Genomic DNA, 21,010 nt, shown 5'->3' on the forward strand with positions numbered 1-21,010 from the left:
GCTTCCTTTGTACTCACCCTCTCGGGCTTTCCTCCGGGCGCTTCCCTTCGGTCTTGCGTTTCCGACTCTATCAGATCTTTCCGATCCGATTCCCTCGGTGCTTTCCAGGTTCCCGCTTTCGCGTTTCCCTTTCCGGCGGTTCCGACTTTATCAGAGATTCTGAGTCGGGATTTCCACCCTCCGGGGCGGCTCCGAACCACGAAGTGATCGGGTGCCCGTCCGAGCGGAGATGTAAACGTACTGGAGCGGGGCGCCCCGATGCAAATCGGGGCGCCCCGCTCCAGGTTGGCGCTGTCGGTGGTCCGACGGCCCGTCAGACCTCCACGACGACAGGCAGGATCATCGGCCGGCGCCGGTAGGTGTCCGAGACCCACTTGCCGAGGGTCCTGCGGATCAGCTGCTGGAGCTGGTGCGGCTCGACGACTCCGTCCTGGGCCGAACGCTCCAGTGTCTCGGTGATCTTGGGGAGCACCGCGGCGAAGGCCGAGTCCTCGATCCCGGAACCGCGGGCCTGGACGTGCGGCCCACCGGTGATCTTGCCGGTGGAGGAGTCCATGACCACGAAGACGGAGATGATGCCCTCGTCGCCGAGGATCTTGCGGTCCTTGAGAGCCGGCTCGCCGACGTCGCCGACCGAGAGGCCGTCGACGTAGACGTACCCCGCCTGGACCTTGCCGGTGATCTTCGCCTTGCCCTCGACGAGGTCGACGACCACGCCGTCCTCGGCGATGACGATGCGGTCGTGCGGGACGCCGGTCAGGGCGCCCAGCTCGGCGTTGGCACGCAGGTGGCGCCATTCGCCGTGGACCGGCATCAGGTTCTTCGGGCGGCAGATGTTGTAGAAGTACAGCAGCTCGCCGGCCGAGGCGTGGCCCGAGACGTGGACCTTGGCGTTGCCCTTGTGGACGACGTTGGCGCCCCAGCGGGTCAGGCCGTTGATCACGCGGTACACCGCGTTCTCGTTGCCCGGGATGAGGGACGAGGCCAGGATCACCGTGTCGCCGTTGACGATACGGATCTGGTGGTCGCGGTTGGCCATGCGGGACAGGGCGGCCATCGGTTCGCCCTGGGACCCCGTGCAGACCAGGACCACCTCGCTGTCGGGCAGGTCGTCCAGCGTCTTGACGTCGACCACCAGGCCCGGCGGGACCTTGAGGTAGCCGAGGTCTCTCGCGATGCCCATGTTGCGGACCATGGAGCGGCCGACGAAGGCGACCCTGCGGCCGTACTCGTGCGCCGCGTCCAGGATCTGCTGGATGCGGTGGACGTGGCTGGCGAAGCTCGCCACGATGATGCGCTTGCGGGCACTGCCGAAGACCTGCCGCAGGACGTTGGAGATGTCCCGCTCGGGCGGGACGAAGCCCGGCACCTCGGCGTTGGTCGAGTCCGCGAGGAGCAGGTCGATGCCCTCCTCGCTCAGGCGCGCGAACGCGTGCAGGTCCGTGAGGCGGCCGTCCAGCGGAAGCTGGTCCATCTTGAAGTCGCCGGTGTGGACGACCATGCCCGCCGGGGTGCGGATGGCGACGGCCAGCGCGTCCGGGATGGAGTGGTTGACCGCGACGAACTCGCAGTCGAAGGGACCGACGCGTTCCCGGTGCCCCTCCGCCACCTCGAGGGTGTACGGACGGATGCGGTGCTCCTGGAGCTTGGCCTCGATGAGCGCGAGGGTCAGCTTGGAGCCGATCAGCGGGATGTCCGGCTTCTCCCGGAGGAGGAAGGGGACGCCGCCGATGTGGTCCTCGTGGCCGTGGGTCAGGACGATGCCCTCGATGTCGTCGAGGCGGTCCCGGATGGACGTGAAGTCCGGCAGGATCAGGTCGATGCCGGGCTGCTCCTCCTCGGGGAAGAGCACGCCGCAGTCGACGATCAGCAGACGGCCGCCGTATTCGAAGACCGTCATGTTGCGGCCGATTTCGCCGAGGCCACCGAGGGGCGTGACCCGAAGGCCGCCCTTGGGAAGCGCCGGAGGCCGGCCCAGTTCAGGATGCGGATGACTCAAAAGACTCTCCTCACCACACGCGCCACGTACCGGTGGCACGTGGCGCGCGTGACGTTCGTGCAGAAGCAGTTGTCGTAGTGGGGTGCGGGCACCGGTGGCCCGCTTATTCAGTTGTGAAGTCCGTCCGGTCGTGCGGTGGTGCGAAGTCTGATGTCAGAGCTGTACCCCGCCGGCGGCAAGATCGATCTTGAGCTGCTCGGTTTCCTCGGGCGTGAGGCCGACCATGGGGGCGCGCAGCGGTCCCGCGGGCAGTCCCTGGAGGGCGAGCGCGCCCTTGGTGGTCATGACGCCCTGGGTGCGGAACATGCCGGTGAACACCGGGAGCAGCTTCTGGTGGATCTCCAGGGCCTTCTGTACGTCACCGGCGACGTGCGCGTCCACCATGGCGCGCAGCTCCGGGGTGACGACGTGGCCGACGACGGAGACGAAGCCGACCGCGCCCACGGCGAGCAGCGGCAGGTTCAGCATGTCGTCGCCGGAGTACCAGGCGAGGCCGGAATGCGCGATGGCCCAGCTGGCCCGGCCGAGGTCGCCCTTGGCGTCCTTGTTGGCGACGATCCGCGGGTGCTCCGCGAGGCGGACCAGGGTCTCGGTGTTGATCGGGACGCCGCTGCGGCCGGGGATGTCGTAGAGCATGACCGGCAGCCCGGCGGCGTCGGCGATGGCCGTGAAGTGCAGGTACAGGCCCTCCTGCGGGGGCTTGTTGTAGTACGGCGTGACGAGCAGCAGGCCGTGGGCGCCGACGCGCTCGGCGGCGCGGGCCAGCTCGATGCTGTGCTGGGTGTTGTTCGTGCCCACTCCGGCGACGACGTGTGCCCGGTCGCCGACGGCCTCCAGTACGGCTCGTACGAGGTCCGCTTTCTCCGCGTCGCTGGTGGTCGGGGACTCGCCGGTGGTGCCGTTGATGATCAGGCCGTCGTTGCCTGCGTCCACCAGGTGGGTGGCGAGCCGCTGGGCGCCGTCGAGGTCGAGTGCGCCGTCCGCCGTGAAGGGCGTGACCATGGCGGTGAGGACCCGCCCGAAGGGGGTCTGCGGAGTGGAGGTCGGAGCCATGGGTTACACGCTACTCGTTGCTCAGGGCGGGGTCTGCCCTCGGGGGAGGCGGCAGGTCGGAACGGATGTGGAGCCCGGCACTGCCTGCTCGGGGGTTCAAGCAGTGCCGGGTCCCTTTGATCAGGCTAGATGAACTTCTCCAACCGCCGCAATCCGGACACTTCACATGATTGATGCGTACATCTGTGCCCGGCACGGCAGGCCATCGGGCCTGACCGGCTACGGCGCCACGCGGCCGTTGGCGTTGAAGGCGGCGTGGGTGAGCGGCATCAGGCGGGCCCACTCCGCCTCCATCCTCTCGCCGACCATCTCGATCTCCCGCTGCGGGAAGGAGGGCACCTTGGCCAGCTCGTGCTGGGTGCGCAGGCCCAGGAAGTGCATCAGCGAGCGGGCGTTGCAGGTGGCGTACATCGACGAGTAGAGGCCGACGGGGAGCACCGCGCGGGCCACCTCGCGGGCGACGCCGGCGGCGAGCATCTGCTGGTACGTCGCGTAGGCCTGGCGGTAGGAGTCCTCCATCACGCCGCCGACCAGCTCGTGCTGCTCGGGGGTGCCCTCGACGAAGACGTACTTGCCGGGACGGCCCTGCTGCACCAGCTTGCGGGAGGTGTCCGGCACGTAGAACACCGGCTGAAGCTCCCGGTAGCGACCCGACTCCTCGTTGTAGGACCAGCCGACGCGGTGCCGCATGAACTCCCGGAAGACGAAGATCGGGGCGCTCACGAAGAAGGTCATCGAGTTGTGCTCGAACGGGCTGCCGTGCCGGTCCCGCATGAGGTAGTTGATCAGGCCCTTGGAGCGCTCCGGGTCCTTCTTCAGCTCGTCCAGGGACTGCTCCCCGGCGGTGGAGACACGGGCGGCGAACAGCACGTCGGAGTCGGTCGCGGCGCTCTTGACCAGCTCGACGGTGATGTCACTGCGGAGTTCGATCTTCGGATCGTCGGCGGGGATGTCGGTCACGGTGTGGAGGGCCTTCCCAGTCAATCTCGGCGCTTGGCGAGGCCACTCTACGACCCGTCAAGAGGCGCCGAATCGGGCGATCGGTGCCGTGCCGCGATGAAGTCGGCGAAACAGGGCACCTGAAGGGGCGTTCGTTCGTCTGTATGAGTAACAGCACTTCATTCCAGTCCCTGAAGGGAGACGCAGCCCCTATGATCCGCCGGCGTGAACCCGTGCCGTTCGCCTTCGTCGCCGAGGCCGACAGGTTCCGCAGCAATGTCACACCCCCGCCGCGTGAGCGGGCGTCCTTCGGCCAGCTGGCCGGACGCTGGCTCCTCGGCGTCACCGTCGTCGCCGGTCTGGTCGGTTCCCTGGTGATCGGGATGCCCGCCCTCTCGGCCGACCAGCCCTCCCCGCACAAGCAGCCGTCGCAGGCCTCCGAGGGGCGCTAGACGCCTCGGGCACGGTCGGCCCGACGCCGTCCGGACCCCCGAGGGTGGTGACCGGAGACACAGGTCGGTAGCCTCACCGGGCACAACACTTGCCTTGGAACGAGTGAGGACCAGCCGTGCCCCTGCCCTTCCTGACGGCCGACCGCGCCTTTGACACGGCCGACGACGTCGCGCTGCCGTACGACGACCGCGACCTGTGGCGCCGGCCCTACCGGCCGGGGCCGTGGCGCGTGGGAGCGGCGGCCCTGATGCTGCTGCTCGCCTCGTTCGTCCTGTTCGCGGCGGTCATCATCGCGGCGACGGGCGGGCCGTCCTCCGCCGGGGTGGTCTTCGGCATCGCGGTCGTCGTCATCCTCTGCGCCCTGCGGATGCTGCGCATGGGCGCGTGGGTGAGCGCGCACGGAGTGCGTCAGGTGGGCTTCTTCACCACGCGCACGGTCACCTGGCAGCAGGTCGCCAGCCTGCGCACCGTGCAGCAGCCGGTGCGCTGGCTGGGACTGCCGCGCACGGTGCAGGGGCAGGCGCTGCTGCTGGTGCGGCAGGGCCGGTCGGCGGAGCCCTGGCCCCCGCTGCTGACCTCGCACAACTCCGACTTCCTCGCCCGCGACGGCGCCTTCAACCGGGCGGCCGACGCGGTGGAGGCGTGGGCCGACGAGTACCGACGGGGCTGACGCAGTCGTCAGTCGGGGCGCACCCGACAGTCGAGACGCCGGGGCCCGGACCGCACAGCTGCGGTCCGGGCCCCGGCGTCTGGTGTGCGGTCCCTTCAGGCGGCCTCGACGTGCTTGCCGTCGTGCAGGGCGATCGCCCGCTGCATCGCCTTGCGGGCGCGCGGGGTGTCGCGGGCGTCGTGGTAGGCGACGGCGAGGCGGAACCAACTGCGCCAGTCGCCGGGGGCGTCCTCCGTCTCGGCCCTGCGCTGGGCGAAGACCGCGTCGGCCGACTCCCGGTCGACGCGGCCGCTGGGGGTGCGCTTCAGCTCGTCGACGGGCAGTCCGCCCTCGGCGTCGAGTTCGGCGGCGAGCTGGTTGGCCCTGCGGACGAACTGGGTGTTCTTCCACAGGAACCACAGGCCGATCACCGGCAGGATCAGCACCGCGACGCCGAAGGTGACGGTGAGCAGGGTGCCGGTCTTGATGAGCAGGACGCCGCGGCTGCCGACCAGGGCGAAGTAGAAGACCAGGACGGCGGCCGTGACGAGGTAGGTGATCTTCGCGCGCATCAGGGTGAGGGTCTCAGTTCAGGTCCAGGAAGTGTTCCAGGCCGAAGGTGAGGCCCGGGGTGGTGACCACCCGGCGGGCGCCCAGCAGGATGCCCGGCATGAAGCTGCTGTGGTGCAGGGAGTCGTGCCGGACGGTGAGGGTCTCGCCCTCGGCGCCGAGCAGGACCTCCTGGTGGGCGAGCAGGCCGCGCAGCCGGATCGCGTGCACCGGGACCCCGTCCACGTCCGCGCCGCGGGCGCCGTCCAGGGCGGTGGCAGTGGCGTCGGGCGCCGGTGCGGAGCCTGCCTTCTGCCGGGCCTGAGCGATCAGCTGGGCGGTGCGGGTGGCGGTGCCGCTGGGGGCGTCCACCTTGTTCGGGTGGTGCAGCTCGACGACCTCGACGGACTCGAAGTACGGGGCCGCGATCTGCGCGAACTTCATGGTGAGCACGGCGCCGATGGAGAAGTTCGGCGCGATGAGCACGCCGGTCTCCGGGGAGGCGTCGAGCCACGCGTTCAGCTGAGCGAGGCGCTCGTCGGTCCAGCCGGTGGTGCCGACGACGGCGTGGATGCCGTGGCGCAGGCAGTAGTCGAGGTTGTCCATCACCGAGGCGGGGGTGGTCAGCTCGACGGCGACCTGGGCGCCGGACTCGGCCAGCGCCTCCAGGCCGTCGCCCCGGCCGAGGGCGGCGACCAGCTCCATGTCCTCGGCGGCCTCGACCGCCCGTACCGCCTCGGAGCCGATCCGGCCCTTGGCACCGAGGACGGCCACGCGCAGCTTGCTCATGTCACATGCTTCCTTCTCGAGCTTCTCGGAACGGGACCGTCAGGCGACGGCGTCGTGCAGCCGGGACGCCTGCTTGTCCTTGAGCGGGCCGATGACCGACAGGGACGGCCGTCGTCCCAGGACGTCGCGGGCGACGGCGCGGACGTCGTCCGGCGTGACCGAGGCTATCCGGGCCAGCATGTCGTCGACGGACATCTGCTCGCCCCAGCACAGCTCGCTCTTGCCGATACGGTTCATCAGCGCGCCGGTGTCCTCCAGGCCGAGGACCGTGGAGCCCTGGAGTTGGCCGACGGCGCGGCCGATCTCGTCGTCCGTGAGGCCGTGCTCGGCGACGTGGTCCAGCTCGTCGCGGCAGATCTTGAGCACGTCGTGCACCTGGGAGGGCCGGCAGCCCGCGTACACGCCGAAGAGGCCGCAGTCGGCGAAGCCCGACGTGTACGAGTACACGCTGTAGGCCAGGCCGCGCTTCTCGCGGACCTCCTGGAAGAGGCGGGAGGACATGCCGCCGCCGAGGGCGGTGTTGAGGACGCCCATGGCCCAGCGGCGCTCGTCGGTGCGGGCCAGGCCCGGCATGCCGAGGATGACGTGGGCCTGCTCGGTCTTGCGGCCGATCAGCTCGACGCGTCCGGCGGCCCGGACGGTGCGCCGGCCGTCGCGCGGGGCGAGCGGCTGGGCCGCCGGGTCCTTGAGGGCGCCGGCCTTCTCGAAGGCGGCGCGGACCTGGCGTACGACCTTGTTGTGGTCGACGTTGCCGGCCGCGGCGACCACCAGGTGGGTGGGGTCGTAGTGCTTCTTGTAGAAGCGGCGGATGCGGTCGGCGGTGAGGGCGTTGACCGTGTCGACGGTGCCGAGGACGGGACGGCCCAGCGCGTTGTCGCCGAACATGGTGTGCGCGAACAGGTCGTGCACGCAGTCACCGGGGTCGTCCTCGGTCATCGCGATCTCTTCGAGGATGGCGCCGCGCTCGACGTCGACGTCCTCCTCCTGGATCAGCGAGCCGGTCAGCATGTCGCAGACCACGTCGATGGCGAGCGGCAGGTCGGTGTCGAGCACGCGCGCGTAGTAGCACGTGTACTCCTTCGCCGTGAACGCGTTCATCTCGCCGCCGACCGCGTCGATGGCGGAGGAGATGTCCAGGGCGCTGCGCTTTCGGGTGCCCTTGAAGAGCAGGTGCTCCAGGTAGTGGGTGGCGCCGTTGAGGGCCGGGGTCTCGTCGCGGGAGCCGACGTGGGCCCAGATGCCGAAGGTCGCCGAGCGGACCGAGGGCAGGGTCTCGGTGACGATGCGCAGGCCGCCGGGGAGGGTCGTCCTGCGGACCGTGCCGATGCCGTGCTCGCCCTTGATGAGGGTTTGGGTACGGGCGACGGCCCGCGCCTCCGAGGAGGTGCGGGCCGTCGCCGTGGCGCTACGGGACGTCACTTGTCGGCGTCGTCCTTCTTGTCGTCGTCGCCCGCTTCGCCCTCGATCACGGGGATCAGGGAGAGCTTGCCGCGGGAGTCGATCTCGGCGATCTCGACCTGGACCTTGGCGCCCACGCCGAGGACGTCCTCGACGTTCTCCACGCGCTTGCCGCCGGCGAGCTTGCGGATCTGCGAGATGTGCAGCAGACCGTCCTTGCCGGGCAGCAGGGAGACGAACGCGCCGAAGGTGGTCGTCTTGACGACCGTACCCAGGTAGCGCTCGCCGACCTCGGGCATGGTCGGGTTGGCGATGCCGTTGATCGTGGCGCGGGCGGCCTCGGCCTGCGAGCCCTGGGCGGCACCGATGTAGATGGTGCCGTCGTCCTCGATCGTGATGTCGGCGCCCGTGTCCTCCTGAATCTGGTTGATCATCTTGCCCTTGGGGCCGATGACCTCACCGATCTTGTCGACGGGGATCTTCACGGTGATGATCCGCGGCGCGTTCGGGGACATCTCGTCCGGCGTGTCGATCGCTTCCATCATCACGTCGAGGATGTGGAGGCGGGCGTCACGGGCCTGCTTGAGGGCGGCGGCCAGGACGGAGGCGGGGATGCCGTCCAGCTTGGTGTCGAGCTGGAGGGCGGTCACGAACTCCTTGGTGCCGGCGACCTTGAAGTCCATGTCACCGAAGGCGTCCTCCGCACCGAGGATGTCGGTGAGGGCGACGTAGTGCGTCTCGCCGTTGATCTCCTGGGAGATCAGGCCCATGGCGATACCGGCGACGGGGGCCTTCAGCGGCACACCGGCGTTCAGCAGCGACATGGTGGAGGCGCAGACCGAGCCCATGGACGTCGAGCCGTTGGAGCCGAGGGCCTCGGACACCTGGCGGATCGCGTAGGGGAACTCCTCGCGCGTCGGCAGCACCGGCACGATGGCGCGCTCGGCGAGGGCGCCGTGGCCGATCTCGCGGCGCTTCGGGGAGCCGACGCGGCCGGTCTCGCCGACGGAGTACGGCGGGAAGTTGTAGTTGTGCATGTAGCGCTTGCGGGTCACCGGGGAGAGGGTGTCCAGCTGCTGCTCCATGCGGAGCATGTTCAGGGTGGTGACGCCCAGGATCTGGGTCTCGCCACGCTCGAACAGGGCGGAGCCGTGCACGCGCGGGATGGCCTCGACCTCGGCGGCCAGGGTGCGGATGTCGGTGACACCGCGGCCGTCGATGCGCTTCTTCTCCTTGATGACGCGCTCGCGCACCAGGGACTTGGTCAGCGCGCGGTACGCGGCGGAGATCTCCTTCTCGCGGCCCTCGAACTCCGGGAGGAGCTTCTCGGCGGCGAGCCCCTTGACGCGGTCCAGCTCGGCCTCGCGCTCCTGCTTGCCGGCGATGGTGAGCGCCTGCGTCAGCTCGGGCTTGACGGCGCCGGTCAGCGCCTCGAGGACGTCGTCCTGGAAGTCCAGGAAGATCGGGAACTCGCCGGTCGGCTTGGCGGCCTTGGCGGCGAGGTCGGCCTGCGCGCGGCACAGCACCTTGATGAAGGGCTTCGCGGCGTCCAGACCGGCGGCGACGACCTCCTCGGTGGGCGCCTCGGCGCCGCCCTCGACCAGCTTGATGGTCTTCTCGGTGGCCTCGGCCTCGACCATCATGATCGCGACGTCGCCGTCCTCCAGTACGCGGCCCGCGACGACCATGTCGAAGACGGCGTCCTCGAGCTCGGTGTGCGTCGGGAAGGCCACCCACTGGCCGCGGATCAGCGCGACGCGGACGCCGCCGATCGGGCCGGAGAAGGGCAGGCCGGCCAGCTGCGTCGACGCGGAGGCGGCGTTGATCGCCACGACGTCGTACAGGTGGTCGGGGTTGAGGGCCATGATCGTCGCGACGACCTGGATCTCGTTGCGCAGGCCCTTCTTGAAGGACGGGCGCAGCGGGCGGTCGATGAGGCGGCAGGTGAGGACGGCGTCCTCGGAGGGCCGGCCCTCACGACGGAAGAAGCTGCCGGGGATCTTGCCGGCGGCGTACATCCGCTCCTCGACGTCCACCGTGAGCGGGAAGAAGTCGAGCTGGTCCTTGGGGTTCTTGGAGGCGCTGGTGGCCGACAGCACCATGGTGTCGTCGTCCAGGTACGCCACGGCGGAACCGGCGGCCTGACGGGCCAGGCGGCCCGTCTCGAAGCGGATGGTGCGGGTGCCGAATGCGCCGTTGTCGATCACGGCTTCGGCGTAGTGGGTCTCGTTCTCCACTAGTGGTTTCTCCGATGCTTGTCGTCTTTTGTCCCGCCCGCCCGTGTGGCGGAGGGGACGGTGCCGGAGAAGCGTTCCGTGCAATGCGGGCCGGTCTTCGATCGAAGCACCCGGGGATCTGCCCCCGGGGGCCACTACCGAGGACCGGCGGCGGCGGTGCGGTCCGCTTCTCCTCGTACGTCTTGTTCTTCTGTTACCACACTACAAAGGGGCGGCGACAGCGCGCACGTACAGCAAAGGGAGCGGCCCCCTTCGGATGGGAACCGCTCCCTTCACGGCGTGCTAGCGGGCGCCCGCCGCACCGCGGCGGATGCCGAGGCGCTCGACCAGCGCACGGAAGCGCTGGATGTCCTTCTTGGCGAGGTACTGCAGCAGCCGGCGACGCTGGCCGACCAGGATGAGCAGACCACGACGGGAGTGGTGGTCGTGCTTGTGGGTCTTGAGGTGCTCGGTCAGGTCGGAGATCCGACGGGACAGCAGAGCGACCTGGACCTCGGGGGAGCCGGTGTCGCCCTCCTTGGTACCGAACTCGGTGATGATCTGCTTCTTCACTGCGGCGTCGAGCGACACGCGTACTCCTCTGGGTCTGTGACTGGCCACCGAGTGCCCCCGGTCTACGTCTCGGGGGATCTTCCGTAACTCGGAAGGCGGGGATCCGCTGGGCGCGACCTCCAGGGCTCACAGCTCCGGGGGCGCGTACACAAACGGCCGTCACACAGCTTACCAGCCCGTAGGGACACCTCCGCCCGTCCCCCGTACCGGTGCCTCCATCGGTGAACCACTGACCTGGAAGAACGGGGAGAAGTATGGTGACCGCACAGTTCGTTGGCACAGCAGGAAGGACCGGACCCGCGATGGCCGAGGCCGAGGACAAGGAACTCCGAGCACGCAAGGACCGGGAGCGGGACGAGCTCTACGCCCTCGACATCTCGGGCGTCGAATGGCACAGCGCGCCCGGCACCGAGGCCCATGAGGAACGGGTCGAGATCGCCTACCTGCCGGACGGTGCCGTCGCGATGCGGTCGTCGCTCGACCACAACACCGTACTGCGGTACACGGAGGCGGAGTGGCGGGCGTTCGTGCTCGGTGCGCGGGACGGAGAGTTCGACCTGGAACCGGCCGCGGAGCGCTCCGGGGGCGACGTCGAATAGAAGGGGAGGGTGTGCCGCACACCCTCCCCCGCTGCGCACGACGGCCGGGGGCAGCGTCCCCGCTCCACGTACGCTGCGCGAGCCGCCCCTCAGTCGCCTGCCATCGACCGCGCCGCGGAGTAGACGTCGAACACGGCGAGAGCCAAGGGGATCAGTGTCAGCAGTACGAAGACTTCGGCGATCTCCATGAAGCGTCCCCAGAAGGGCGTCACACCGCGCCGAGGGGCGATCAGGCCGATCGCGGTGACCAGCGCCACAGCCGCGGCGACCGCCGCCGCCAGCCAGACGCTGCGCATGTCCAGTGCGGCGGTGTCGCCCTGGAGCGCGTCCCGCACGTACTCCACGGGCGGGTTCATGGCCAGTCCCAGGCCGAGGAAGACCAGGCAGGCCAGCCCGGCGGCCAGCGTGGCGGCGACCTGGGCGGTGTACCGGAACAGCTGCGCCCGCATCACCATCGCGACGCCGGTGGCGAGCGTCAGGAGCTGCGCCCACACGTTGCCCGTGAAGCCGAGGACGACCGACGCCCCCACGGAGACCACCGCGCAGCCGCCGACCAGTCCCGCGAGGAGTTCGTGGCCACGACGGGCCTGCGCCGCGATGCGCTCGACGTCCACGGGCTCCGGCGCACCGGTCTCGTCCGCCGCGTAGGAGCCGCGCGGCTGGTTGGGCGGTTCGAAGCCGATGGGCAGCCGCGCGAAGCGCAGCGACAGGCCCGGCAGGAAGGCGAGGGCGCACACCGACAGGACCGCACAGACCGCGGCCGTCTCCATCGGCTCCAGGTCCGTCAGCATCGCCACGAACGTCGCGAGCAGGCCGACCACCGACGAGAAGACGAACGCCACGAAGGCGCTGTCACCACTCGGTGACACCAGGGTGAGTACGACGGAGGCGACCAGGACCGCCGCGCACGCCAGGAGGAACTGGAGGCGTCCGATGCCCTGTCCGCCGGCGAGCGGGACCAGCCCCGAGCCCGCCACTGCGACGTTCGCGAGGGCACCCAGGCCGAGCGCCAGGGCAGAGCCCCGATCCTCGTACACACGCGCGCGCACGCACGCGAAGGTGACGAGCAGGACGCCGGCGACCGCGGCGAGGATGCCCTGCACGCTGTGCATGTCGTGGCGGACCTGGGAACTCCAGGCCACGAACGCCAGCAGAACGGGGAACACACCCGCTCCGACCAGGCAGGCCACGCGCGTGAGCGCGCCGTCCCACAGTGTGCGGTCGTGGACGACGGCGGAGGCGACCGCCTCCGAGACGTCGTCGAAAACCGCAGGGGGGAGGGAGTCGGCGAACGGACGCAGCGTGAGCAGCTCGCCGTCCAGGATGCGCTGCGCCGCGAAGGACCGGGCGCTGTCGAGGACGGTCCCGTCCCGGCGTACGAGGTGATACCCGACCGGCGCACCCTCTGCCGGGCTCTGCTGGGAAAACCGCAGGATCTCCGGGTACAGGTCGGCGACGGGCACGTCGTCGGGCAGGGCCACGTCGATGCGGCTGTCGGGCGCCACGATCGTGACCCGGCAGAAGCCGAGCCCCGAACCGGCGGCCGGGCCTCCGGCACCCGTGCCTGTTCCGCCTGGCGCGCCGGTCGGCGCGGAGGCCGTCATGCTCACCCGTTGTTCCCCCTCGTAGGTGATATCGGCAAGGTACGGCACCGGCGCGCCCTGCCGGTCGGTGGCTGTCCTGCCCCGTTGTCCCGCGTCACCCCTCACCGCTGCGCGGCGCACGGGGGCGTTCGTAGCGAGCGTGGTGCTGTCCGCGGGGTTCCACAGGGCCCCAGGCGGGTTCGCAACTGCTCACGCGTCTCACGGGCACCCTACCGCCCGCTGCTGTCCGTGTGTGTCAGTAGGATCGCTCTTCGCGATCGACGTGCACCGGGAGACGGGCGGTGGGCGGAACAGGTCGGGCCGGCAAGGGAATTGGTGCGAAGTGAGCCACATCGTCGTCAAGCGCCCACCTCGGGCGCTGCCGAAGAACGTGCCCACGGAGGAAGTCCACCTGCAATCACCTCCGGAACTCCCGCGCGGGCAGCAGGAGGGTGCGTTGATGCAGCTCCTGCCCATGCTCGGCATGGGCGGGTCCGTGGTGTTCTTCTTCAATCCCTCGGCCCAGCCCATCATGAAGATCATGGGCATGGTGATGATCGCCTCCACGATCGCCATGGGCATCGCGATGCTGGTGCGCTACCGCCGTGGCAACCAGGGGCAGATGGCCGACACCCGCAGGGACTACCTCCGCTATCTGTCGCAGACCAGACGCACCGCTCACGAGACGGCGAAGGCCCAGCGTGACGCGCAGTACTACCTGCATCCTTCGCCGGACCAACTGTGGGCGCTGGTCGCCGAGGGCAGCCGACTGTGGGAACGGCGTACGGGCGACGAGGACTTCGCCCAGGTCCGCGTGGGTCTCGGCCCACAGGCCCTGGCCACTCCCCTGGTGCCGCCCCAGACCGCTCCGGTGGACGAGTTGGAGCCGCTGACCGCGGGCGCCATGCACCGCTTCCTCGCCACGCACAGCACCCTTGAGGAGCTGCCGATGGCGGTCTCCCTGCGGGCGTTCTACCACGTGACGGTCAGCGGCGAGCCGACCACCGTGCGCGGGACCGCCCGGGCCGTCACCGCCTCGCTCGCCGCACTGCACTCCCCCGAGGACCTGGTGATCGCCGTCGCCACCGGACGGGAGTCGGCGGCCGCATGGGAGTGGACGAAGTGGCTCCCGCACGCGCAGGCGGGCGACGTCGCGGACGGCGCGGGTTCCCGACGGCTGGTGACGGCCGACCCGACGGCCCTCGAAGAGCTGCTCGGCACCCGTCTCGAGGGCCGCCCGAGGTTTCATCCGGCCGGCCGGCCGGTGCCCGACCAACCGCACCTGGTCATCGTGCTCGACGGAGTCTCCCTGCCGCCGACGTCGCTGCTGGCGAGCCAGGAGGGCCTGCAGGGGGTGACCGTCATCGAGGTGGTCCCCGGCACCCTCTCCACCGGACGAGGGGACCTCTCGCTCGTCGTGCAGCCGAAGGAGTTGCGCCTGGAGGCGGCGCACGGTGCGGTCTACGAGGGCACTCCCGACGTCCTCTCCCAGGAGAGCGCGGAGGCGTTGGCGAGGCAGCTGGCGCCATTGCGTGTGGGAACGGGCGGGGACGACGACGAGCCGCTTCTGGCCAATCTCGAGTTCACGGATCTCCTCAATCTCGGGGACGCAGCTTCCGTCGATCCACGCCGGACCTGGCGGCCCCGCTCCCAGTCCGAACGGCTCAGGGTCCCGATCGGCGTCGGCGAGGACGGCCGGCCCGTGATGCTCGACCTCAAGGAGGCGGCGCAGGAGGGCATGGGGCCCCACGGCCTGTGCGTGGGCGCGACAGGTTCCGGCAAGTCGGAACTGCTGCGCACCCTGGTCCTCGGCCTCGCCGTGACCCACTCGTCCGAGACCCTCAACTTCGTGCTCGCCGACTTCAAGGGCGGCGCGACGTTCGCCGGCATGGCGCAACTGCCGCACGTGGCGGCCGTGATCACCAACCTCGCCGACGACCTGACCCTCGTCGACCGGATGGGTGACTCGATCCGCGGTGAACTCAACCGCCGCCAGGAGATGCTCCGGGACGCGGGCAACTACGCCAACATCCACGACTACGAGAAAACCCGCGCGGCCGGCGCCGCGCTGCAGCCGATCCCCTCACTCGTCCTGGTGATCGACGAATTCAGCGAACTGCTCACCGCGAAGCCGGACTTCATCGAAATGTTCGTGCAGATCGGACGTATCGGCCGGTCGCTGGGCGTCCACCTGCTGCTCGCCTCGCAGCGGTTGGAGGAGGGCCGCCTGCGCGGCCTGGAGACCTACCTGTCGTACCGGATCGGCCTGCGCACCTTCTCCGCGGCCGAGTCCCGGTCCGCGCTGGGTGTGCCGGACGCGTACGAACTGCCGAACGTCCCCGGTTCCGGCTTCCTGAAGTTCGGCACGGACGAGATGGTGCGCTTCAAGGCCGCGTACGTCTCGGGCGTGTACCGCACGGGTGCGCAGCAGGCGGCGACCCCCGGCGGCCCGCGCCCGGTCGACCGGCGGCCCGTGCTGTTCACCGCCGCCGAGGTCCCCGTCCGGTACCTCCCGGTGCCGCCGCAGCGCGAGGAGACCCCGGACGGGGCGGGCGACGACGCGCTCGCCGACACCGTGCTCGATGTCGTCGTCCGGCGCCTGGAGGCACAGGGCCCGGCCGCCCACCAGGTGTGGCTGCCGCCGCTGGACAGCCCGCCGTCGCTCGACACACTGCTGCCCGGCCTGGCCCAGGTGGCGGGGCGCGGCCTGACCCAGCCCGGCTACGAGGGCGCGGGTCGGCTCGTCGTGCCCGTCGGTATCGTCGACAAGCCGTACGAGCAGCGGCGGGACCCGCTCTGGGTGAACTTCGGCGGCGCCGCCGGCCACATGCAGATTTTGGGCGGACCGCAGTCCGGCAAGTCGACACTCCTTCGCTCGGTCATCGCGTCGTTCGCGCTCACGCACACCCCGCACGAAGTGCAGTTCTACGCGCTGGACTTCGGCGGCGGCGGTCTGTCGGCAGTGGCCGGGCTGCCTCATGTCGGCGGCGTGGCTTCGCGCCTCGACCCCGAGAAGGTGCGGCGTACAGCGGCCGAGGTCTACGGCGTGCTGACCCGCCGCGAGGAGTACTTCCGCACCGCCGGCATCTCCTCGATCGCGGAGTTCCGCGCACGCCGCGCGCGGGGTGACATCACGGTGGCCGACCAGCCGTGGGGCGACGTCTTCCTGGTCATCGACGGGTGGGGGAACTTCCGCGCGGACTACGAGGCGCTGGAGTCGGTCGTGCTGGACATCGCGGCGCGCGGCCTCGGCTACGGCATCCACGTGATCCTCACCGCGTCACGCTCCATGGAGGTCCGCAGCAACCTCAAGGACCACCTGATGAACCGCCTCGAGTTGCGGCTCGGGGACACCATGGACTCGGAGTTCGACCGCAAGGTCGCGGCGAACGTACCGACGGGTGTGCCCGGGCGTGGCCAGACGCCGCAGAAGCAGCACTTCATGGCGGCGGTCCCGCGCATCGACGGGCTGTCCTCGGACACCGACCTCGCCGAGGCCACACAGGCACTCGGGACCGAGGTCGCCCGGCACTGGCAGCAGCCGGGGGCGCCCGCGGTGCGGTTGCTGCCGCGCGAGTTCCCGGCGCACCAGCTTCCCCCGGGGGACCGGTTCCCCCGGCGCGGGGTGTCCTTCGCACTCGACGAGGACAACCTGGAACCGGTGTTCGTGGACTTCGAGCAGGACCCGTTCTTCCTCGTCTTCGGCGAGAGCGAGTCCGGCAAGTCGAACCTGCTGAAGCTCCTCATCCGGCGTCTGTCCGAGCGCTACGACGGCGACTCCTGCAAACTGTTCGTCATCGACAACCGCCGCTCGCTGCTGGGGGTCACCCCGCCGTCGCACCTGGCCGAGTACGTCCCCATGTCGAACCAGATGCAGCACCACATGGACGCGCTGGCCGAGCTGATGCAGCGCCGGACGCCGACCGCGGACGTCACGCCGGAGCAACTGCGCGACCGCAGTTGGTGGCAGGGGCCGACGGTGTACATCATCATCGACGACTTCGATCTCGTCGCGACGTCGAGCGGCAACCCGCTGGCGGGCCTGACCGAACTCCTGCCCTTCGCCCGGGACGTCGGCGTGCGCTTCATCATCGCCCGCTCGACCGCGGGCGCGGGCCGTGCCGGCTACGAGGCCTTCATGCAGCGCCTCAAGGAACTCGGCGCCCAGGGTGTCGTCCTCAGCGGCGACCCGGCCGAGGGCGACCTGCTGGGCGGGGTCCGCCCCCGCCCGATGCCGCCGGGCCGGGGCATGTTCGTGTCGCGGCGGCGGGGGAAGCCGCTGGTTCAGGTGGGGTTGGAGGAGGACGAGGGCGGTCGGTGACGGAGTCCGGCCCGGATCGGACGACCGCCATCGGATGACTCCCCGGACACACAAGAGGGTGGGCGTCTCCCGCGCACGCCCACCCTCGTCACTGCCGCGATCCTGCCGCTGCGTCTACTGCAGGTACCTGGACGCCGCCAGGTCACCCTCCATGTACGTACCGCCGGACGACCCCACGACATGGCCGATGCCCATGAGGGCCTGGTGGATGTCGGTGGTTTCCTTGCGCCAGAGTTCCAGCTTCAGCGCGTAGGCCTCCTGAGCCTTGCCCGCCCAGTACTGCTTGCTGCTTTCCACCATCTTGGTGAGCTGTTGAATGTCCTCGTCGAGCAGCTTCGCCTCGTTGGCGAGGTTCGTCGCCGCGAAGTCGAGCCCGTCGTATGTCACCTGCAGACCGTCGGCGTTACGGCTCATCTCTGCTTACCTCATCTCGTTCGGAATGTGCTGCGGCTGTGGCTGACGTCTGCCGCTCGCCTCAGAACGAGCTGAGGGGCGACGACTGCACCGTGGGAGCACCGTCGTTGACGTTGATCTTGTTCACGGCAGCGAGGACTTCGTCTTCCTTGCTGTCCTTGATGTTGCGCGTCGCGGTCATCGCGTCCACGACGTCGGCGAGGATGCGGCCCATGTTCTGCAGCGACGTGTTGATCTCGTACTGCTTCTTGTCGAACGCGGCACGGCCGATGCCCTGCCACTGACCCTCGAGACCGTCGATCACACCCTGCAGGTTGTGGACCCGCTTGCGGATGCTCTCGAACTTCTCGTACATGTCCTTCTGCAGCTTGACTACCGCTGCGTCTTCGAGCTTCTGGTCGACGGCCATGATCCGCCCCTGCCCTCCCTGTTGCTTCTCTCCATACGACACCGACGACGCCGGTGTCAGTTCGCGCGCCGGGCCCGCAGTACGGCGAAGGCGCCGCCGCCGATCACGACCACGGCTGCGGCGGCGCCGAGTGCGATCCACAGCGTGCTGCCGCTGTCGCTCGACGCGTCGGCCGCAGCGGTCTTCGCAACGTCCGATCCTGCGGCCGCCTGCTTGTCCTTGGAAGATCCCGCGGCACCCTGTGACGGGGCTGTTGCGCCCGCGGAAGGCTTCGCTGAGGCGGACGTCGGCGGAATCTCCGTGACCAGCTTCTCCCCCTCCTGCGTGTTCTCCTTCCGCAGCGGGTCGGAGTACGGCTCACCGGCGTCGTAGTTCGGGTCCGCCAGCACCGAGCGGGGGCGGATGGTCCCGTAACCGGCGGTCGAGGTCGGCTCGTCCTTGGGCCACTTGCGACCGGCCGTGTCGATCAGCGCCCGGGTGACCTGGTTCGCCGTCCAGTCCGGGTGCGCGGACCAGATGAGGGCGGCTGCGGCGGAAGTGATGGCGGTGCTGAAACTGGTGCCGTTGAGGTTGTGGCAGTACTTCTCGAAGTTCCCGTTGCAATACGCGGGGAGGTTCTCGCCGGGCGCGACCAAGTCGACCTGGCCACCCGACTGGCCGAAGTCCGAGATGTGGCTGTTCTTATCGATCGAGGACACACCAATAACGTATTCGTATGCCGCCGGATATTCGATGTAGCCACTGTCCTGGCCGCTGTTCCCGACGCTCGCGATCAGGATCTTTCCCTTGGATGCGGCATACCGCACCGCTGCTGCCTCGCCTGCTCCGTAGAACTCGTTTCCGACGGACATGCTGATGATGCGCACGTCGGTGTCCGCAGCGGCCCTGATCGCTTCCTTCAAAGTGGGCGCCATTTCATCATCCTTGGCGCTGGGTGAGTCTCCCAAGGCCGCTTTGTACGGCACGATCTTCGTATCAGGCGCCAGACCTTGGAGGCGTCCCTCCGCCCCGGTACCAGCGATCAACTCTGCCATTGTCGTCCCATGGCCCGCATCGTCGTCCGTGGCACCGTATGCGACTTGCTTCGGCACTTCGTCGACCAGGACCTGGCCTCTGAGGGAAGGCGTGTCGGGGTTCACGCCAGTGTCGATCACGGCGACCTTGATGCCCTCCCCCGTGCTGGTCTTCCACATCTTCTCGGCCTGCATCGGCCGCAGGTACCACTGCTCCGACTGCGCGTCGGCCGCAGTGGCACCAGGAGCAAGGCTCACGCCGACGACAACCAGGGCGCTCGCGACGGCGCCCCCCACGCGTACTCGCAGCCCTCGGCGTGTTGCTGTCTTCATGATGGGGTGAGTCCTCGCTCGCGCTCAGTTGACAACCGGCGGCACATCGCGCCGCGGATTCGTGGGCAGGTGTGTCTCTTCGTCCTCGACCAGGTAGTCGGGTCGCTCCGCGCCTTCCTCCCTGAGATCGTCACGTCGGCGCCCACGTCCGCCGGGACCGCGCACGAGCCCCGCACCACCACGGGTCATGCCGTTCCGTTCGGCGCGGGTGGCAGACCTTGACCCCGAGGGCACACCAGTGATACCGGGCTTCGCCGTGGAACGACCCTGGCCCCACTGAGACCCGGCGTCGGCCCCGACGACCGTGCCACGAGGTAGCTTCGGACCACTTCGTCCCGTAATACCTGTAGTACTCGCCGGCCGACCGCCGACCACACCACCGGCCCGGCCGGCTCCGGTGACCGGGCCACCCGCCGGTCTCGGCGCCATCGTGGGATTGGGACGCGGTGTACCGCCGCTCACCCCGTGGCCCATGGGGGACGGCTTGACTCCTGACGTGATCCCCTTGGTCCCGGGCTGCTGCCCAGCAGGCGTCGGACGTCCCACCTGATTGAAGGGACCCTGGTTACTCGGACGCCCTGGCCCCGGGCCGCCACCCGAGCCGGGAGGAGTCACACGCCCCTGGGCGGAGAAGGGTGCCTTGGTACGGCCCGTTCCACCATCAGCCCGGCCCGCGCCACCAGGGGGCAGCGGAGTGCCGAAACCCGGACCGTACGGCCCAGTAGGCCCACCACCATCGCCCGGCGGCAGCGTGGTCGGCAACGTGTGACCGGGAGCAGGGGCCGTGGGGAGCATCGGCGTGCCGATACTGTCAATGTTCGTCGCTACGGGAACATCGGTATAAACGTTCTGCCGTGTAATGCTCGCGGGTGAAACGACTGTGCCGTCCGCTGGGTGCGGCTGATTTCTGTCTTCCATGGCCGACGGCGAATGGCCGCCTGAGAAGTTCCCGCTCCCGCTTCCCTGGATGCGACGCGGTTGAGGATCGGTCGGCACGCCAGCTCGGGGCACGACTCGAGGCTGCGGAACTCCTACATCCGGCATAGCTGTGAACGTCGGCGGTTCCAGCCCTGCCAGCATCTCCTCCGACACAGCGTAGTAGGACGACAACCGGTTCATCTGATTGATTGCCTCTTGGCGGTTCTTCTCGACACGAACCGCTTCCGCGTACTCGCTGTTGCCCTCGACCTGCATAGGAGTCGGGAGCTGCTCGGGCCGCAGCGCTTTGGTCATCGGCCTCGTATCACGTTCCGGCATGGCGGTGCGTACGTTCGCCAGACCCACAGCGGCAGCGGTGATCTGATCTCCTGCCCCGCCGGCAAAGGCACTCAGTCCGTGCGTGCTGGTGACGAGTGAGCGCCCCCACTTACGGAAGGCTTCCCCCGCCTCCCCCACCCAACGCACATTTCCGATATGACCGTCCAGCTCCTTGGCAGCCTCCTTGATGGCGTCCCGTGCATCCCACAGCGCTTTGCCGGAGCTCTCCAGGTCTTCCGGATTCGTCTGTTCGACGAGGTCGACCAACTCGTTGAGGTCGTGGTTCTCAAAGTTCGTCCGGCCCTGCATGGCTGAACCCAGCGGCGTCGATTCGACAGCCGACTTCAGCACCCCGCCGAACAGCCCGAAAGAAGGGCGTACTTCCAGACCTCGAGTCAGATCCGCAGCGGCGTTCTGCTGAGAGACTCGGCCGTAGTCCGCCTCGTGATGCTTGTCGGACATC

17 protein-coding genes are annotated in these 21,010 nt (G+C 69.3%); 4 read left to right on the plus strand and 13 right to left on the minus strand.

The features are described from left to right. Positions 1–313: 313 nt before the first annotated feature. The 3 genes from ACFYZ3_RS31115 to thyX form a co-directional block, all read right to left on the minus strand. Positions 314–1,999, minus strand: a complete 1,686-nt coding sequence (locus ACFYZ3_RS31115; RefSeq protein ID WP_356866880.1) for a ribonuclease J — start codon at positions 1,997–1,999, stop codon at positions 314–316. A 153-nt stretch (positions 2,000–2,152) separates the two neighbouring features. After that, positions 2,153–3,052 (minus strand): 4-hydroxy-tetrahydrodipicolinate synthase, encoded by a 900-nt coding sequence (gene dapA / locus ACFYZ3_RS31120; protein ID WP_388524630.1) that lies wholly within the window; start codon positions 3,050–3,052, stop codon positions 2,153–2,155. A gap of 219 nt (positions 3,053–3,271) precedes the next feature. After that, on the minus strand, positions 3,272–4,012 hold the full coding sequence (gene thyX / locus ACFYZ3_RS31125; RefSeq protein ID WP_388524633.1) for an FAD-dependent thymidylate synthase: 741 nt from the start codon (positions 4,010–4,012) through the stop codon (positions 3,272–3,274). Positions 4,013–4,203: 191 nt separating this feature from the next. Between thyX and ACFYZ3_RS31130 the strand changes: the two genes are divergently transcribed. Beyond that, positions 4,204–4,443, plus strand: a complete 240-nt coding sequence (locus ACFYZ3_RS31130) for a hypothetical protein (RefSeq protein WP_076976600.1) — start codon at positions 4,204–4,206, stop codon at positions 4,441–4,443. A gap of 116 nt (positions 4,444–4,559) precedes the next feature. Further along, a complete protein-coding gene (locus ACFYZ3_RS31135; RefSeq protein ID WP_388524636.1) occupies positions 4,560–5,114 on the plus strand; it encodes a hypothetical protein in 555 nt (184 codons plus the stop codon). 95 nt (positions 5,115–5,209) lie between these two features. Here ACFYZ3_RS31135 and ACFYZ3_RS31140 read toward each other — a convergent pair whose 3' ends face one another. From ACFYZ3_RS31140 to rpsO, 5 genes are all read right to left on the minus strand, one after another. After that, a complete protein-coding gene (locus ACFYZ3_RS31140; protein WP_388524639.1) occupies positions 5,210–5,665 on the minus strand; it encodes a hypothetical protein in 456 nt (151 codons plus the stop codon). Positions 5,666–5,678: 13 nt separating this feature from the next. Beyond that, on the minus strand, positions 5,679–6,431 hold the full coding sequence (dapB, locus tag ACFYZ3_RS31145) for a 4-hydroxy-tetrahydrodipicolinate reductase (RefSeq protein WP_385953716.1): 753 nt from the start codon (positions 6,429–6,431) through the stop codon (positions 5,679–5,681). Between the two features lie 39 nt (positions 6,432–6,470). After that, a complete protein-coding gene (locus tag ACFYZ3_RS31150) occupies positions 6,471–7,850 on the minus strand; it encodes a M16 family metallopeptidase (protein ID WP_388524641.1) in 1,380 nt (459 codons plus the stop codon). Beyond that, positions 7,847–10,066, minus strand: a complete 2,220-nt coding sequence (locus ACFYZ3_RS31155) for a polyribonucleotide nucleotidyltransferase (protein WP_388524644.1) — start codon at positions 10,064–10,066, stop codon at positions 7,847–7,849. Before ACFYZ3_RS31155 ends, ACFYZ3_RS31150 begins: the two co-directional genes overlap by 4 nt. 282 nt (positions 10,067–10,348) lie before the next feature. Beyond that, on the minus strand, positions 10,349–10,636 hold the full coding sequence (gene rpsO / locus ACFYZ3_RS31160) for a 30S ribosomal protein S15 (protein WP_003973291.1): 288 nt from the start codon (positions 10,634–10,636) through the stop codon (positions 10,349–10,351). 284 nt (positions 10,637–10,920) lie between these two features. Between rpsO and ACFYZ3_RS31165 the strand changes: the two genes are divergently transcribed. Next, positions 10,921–11,217, plus strand: a complete 297-nt coding sequence (locus ACFYZ3_RS31165) for a DUF397 domain-containing protein (protein ID WP_319129568.1) — start codon at positions 10,921–10,923, stop codon at positions 11,215–11,217. Between the two features lie 89 nt (positions 11,218–11,306). On the opposite strand, the gene eccD is transcribed toward ACFYZ3_RS31165, so the two are convergent. Next, the gene (eccD, locus tag ACFYZ3_RS31170) at positions 11,307–12,821 is read right to left on the minus strand and encodes a type VII secretion integral membrane protein EccD (protein WP_388524922.1); all 1,515 of its coding nucleotides are present in this window, start codon (positions 12,819–12,821) and stop codon (positions 11,307–11,309) included. 322 nt (positions 12,822–13,143) lie between these two features. Between eccD and eccCa the strand changes: the two genes are divergently transcribed. Then, positions 13,144–17,121 carry a type VII secretion protein EccCa gene (gene eccCa / locus ACFYZ3_RS31175; RefSeq protein WP_388524648.1) on the plus strand — a complete coding sequence of 1,326 codons (3,978 nt, stop codon included), beginning with the start codon at positions 13,144–13,146 and terminating at the stop codon, positions 17,119–17,121. A gap of 114 nt (positions 17,122–17,235) precedes the next feature. Here the strand turns inward: eccCa and ACFYZ3_RS31180 are convergent, their stop codons facing one another. From ACFYZ3_RS31180 to ACFYZ3_RS31195, 4 genes are all read right to left on the minus strand, one after another. Then, positions 17,236–17,535, minus strand: coding sequence for a WXG100 family type VII secretion target (locus ACFYZ3_RS31180; RefSeq protein ID WP_076976591.1), 300 nt, complete (start codon positions 17,533–17,535; stop codon positions 17,236–17,238). A gap of 61 nt (positions 17,536–17,596) precedes the next feature. Next, a complete protein-coding gene (locus tag ACFYZ3_RS31185; RefSeq protein ID WP_003973296.1) occupies positions 17,597–17,944 on the minus strand; it encodes a WXG100 family type VII secretion target in 348 nt (115 codons plus the stop codon). 56 nt (positions 17,945–18,000) lie between these two features. Then, entirely contained in the window at positions 18,001–19,290 is a 1,290-nt protein-coding gene (locus ACFYZ3_RS31190) for a S8 family serine peptidase (RefSeq protein WP_388524652.1), read from the minus strand. Positions 19,291–19,314: 24 nt separating this feature from the next. Then, complete coding sequence (locus ACFYZ3_RS31195; protein ID WP_388524655.1) at positions 19,315–21,009, minus strand: WXG100 family type VII secretion target; 1,695 nt, start codon at positions 21,007–21,009, stop codon at positions 19,315–19,317. Between the last annotated feature and the right edge of the window lies 1 nt (position 21,010).

Source organism: Streptomyces sp. NPDC001599, assembly GCF_042893535.1.
Lineage (GTDB): Bacteria > Actinomycetota > Actinomycetes > Streptomycetales > Streptomycetaceae > Streptomyces.

What these genes read in the sequence shown, in the direction of transcription:
- ACFYZ3_RS31185 (WP_003973296.1), bottom strand. Translation starts at nt 17,944, where the DNA reads ATGGCCGTCGACCAGAAGCTCGAAGACGCAGCGGTAGTCAAGCTGCAG.
- dapA (WP_388524630.1), bottom strand. Translation starts at nt 3,052, where the DNA reads ATGGCTCCGACCTCCACTCCGCAGACCCCCTTCGGGCGGGTCCTCACC.
- ACFYZ3_RS31130 (WP_076976600.1), top strand. Translation starts at nt 4,204, where the DNA reads ATGATCCGCCGGCGTGAACCCGTGCCGTTCGCCTTCGTCGCCGAGGCC.
- ACFYZ3_RS31165 (WP_319129568.1), top strand. Translation starts at nt 10,921, where the DNA reads ATGGCCGAGGCCGAGGACAAGGAACTCCGAGCACGCAAGGACCGGGAG.
- ACFYZ3_RS31190 (WP_388524652.1), bottom strand. Translation starts at nt 19,290, where the DNA reads ATGAAGACAGCAACACGCCGAGGGCTGCGAGTACGCGTGGGGGGCGCC.
- eccD (WP_388524922.1), bottom strand. Translation starts at nt 12,821, where the DNA reads ATGACGGCCTCCGCGCCGACCGGCGCGCCAGGCGGAACAGGCACGGGT.
- ACFYZ3_RS31140 (WP_388524639.1), bottom strand. Translation starts at nt 5,665, where the DNA reads ATGCGCGCGAAGATCACCTACCTCGTCACGGCCGCCGTCCTGGTCTTC.
- ACFYZ3_RS31195 (WP_388524655.1), bottom strand. Translation starts at nt 21,009, where the DNA reads ATGTCCGACAAGCATCACGAGGCGGACTACGGCCGAGTCTCTCAGCAG.
- dapB (WP_385953716.1), bottom strand. Translation starts at nt 6,431, where the DNA reads ATGAGCAAGCTGCGCGTGGCCGTCCTCGGTGCCAAGGGCCGGATCGGC.
- ACFYZ3_RS31180 (WP_076976591.1), bottom strand. Translation starts at nt 17,535, where the DNA reads ATGAGCCGTAACGCCGACGGTCTGCAGGTGACATACGACGGGCTCGAC.